Below are 1,598 nucleotides of genomic sequence, written 5' to 3' on the forward strand. Positions count from 1 at the left end.
TTAACAGACAACTTGCGTTGACTTCTTAGTCACCTTAGTCAACTTCTTCGACGGTTGGTCCTGAACTTGAGCTTCCTTCAGCACCTGGGAATCCTCCAGGTGCTCCTCCTGGTGCTCCGCCTGGGAACCCACCGGGAGCCCCACCAGCCAGATAAGCTCCAGAAATTATAGGATTAGCGAGAGATTCCAAGTCCTTGTGTCTGTCGTTGTATTCCTCGGTTGAGGCAGCTTGAGACTCATCCAACCATGAGATGGTTTCCTCCACTGCCTTTGACAATTTCTCCTTGTCGTCAGCACTGATCTTGTCCTTCATCTCACCGTCATTGAGGCTGTTCTTCAAAGAGTAAGCGTACGATTCAAGAGTATTCTTGGCTTGAATTCTAGCTGCCTCTTTCTCGTCTTCTTCCTTGTACTTCTCGGCCTCATTGACCATTCTTTCAATATCTTCTTTGGACAATCTACCCTTGTCGTTGGTGATGGTGATCTTTTGTGTCTTGCCTGTACCCTTCTCGAGCGCAGAAACATTCAAGATACCATTGGCGTCCATATCAAATGTGACTTCAATCTGTGGAACACCTCTTGGAGCTGGTGGAATGCCAGACAATTCAAACTTACCAAGCAAATTGTTGTCCTTTGTTCTTGCTCTTTCACCTTCGTAAACCTGGATCAACACACCTGGCTGGTTGTCAGCATAGGTAGAGAACACCTCAGTCTTCTTCGTAGGAATGGTGGCATTACGAGGAATCAATTTTGTCATAACTCCTCCGGCGGTTTCAATACCAAGCGACAATGGAGCAACATCCAACAACAACAAGTCTTGGGTCTTGGACGATGTGTCTCCTGTCAAGATAGCAGCTTGCACTGCAGCACCATAAGCAACTGCCTCATCGGGGTTGATAGACTTGTTTGGTTCTTTACCGTTGAAGAAATCAGACACCATCTTTTGAATCTTGGGGATTCTCGTGGAGCCTCCCACAAGCACAATTTCGTTGATTTGGGACTTGTCCACCTTGGCATCTTTCAAAACTTTTTCCACAGGCTCCAAGGTGGTTCTGAACAAATCAGCACACAACTCTTCGAAACGAGCTCTTGTGATGGAAGTGTAGAAGTCAATACCTTCGAACAAAGAGTCGATTTCCAACGAGGTTTGAGCCGACGACGAAAGGGTTCTCTTTGCTCTTTCACAAGCGGTTCTCAATCTTCTCAATGCTCTCTGGTTGGTGGACATATCCTTCTTTGTCTTTCTCTTGAATTCCTGAATAAAGTGGTTGACCAATCTGTTATCAAAGTCCTCACCACCCAAGTGAGTGTCACCAGCGGTGGCTTTAACCTCGAAAATACCATCATCAATGGTCAAAAGAGAAACATCAAAAGTACCACCTCCCAAGTCAAAGATCAACACATTCTGTTCACCAGAAGTAGTGCCTTTCTTATCCAAACCGTAAGCAATGGCAGCAGCTGTGGGTTCGTTGATGATTCTCAACACATTCAACCCTGCAATTAAACCAGCATCTTTGGTAGCTTGTCTTTGGGAGTCGTTGAAGTATGCGGGAACAGTAACAACCGCATCCTTTACTGTAGTACCAAGGTATCCCTCA

Annotated in this window: 1 protein-coding gene; it reads right to left on the bottom strand. The window is 45.8% G+C overall.

What is annotated here, in order from left to right:
• Window positions 1-34 precede the first annotated feature (34 nt).
• A partial coding sequence (locus tag H9Y04_RS48990) for an Hsp70 family protein (protein WP_187820132.1) occupies window positions 35-1,598 on the bottom strand: 1,564 nt, incomplete at its 5' end.

Origin of the sequence: Streptomyces polyasparticus, assembly GCF_014493765.1 — a bacterium.
Classification (GTDB): domain Bacteria; phylum Actinomycetota; class Actinomycetes; order Streptomycetales; family Streptomycetaceae; genus Streptomyces; species Streptomyces polyasparticus.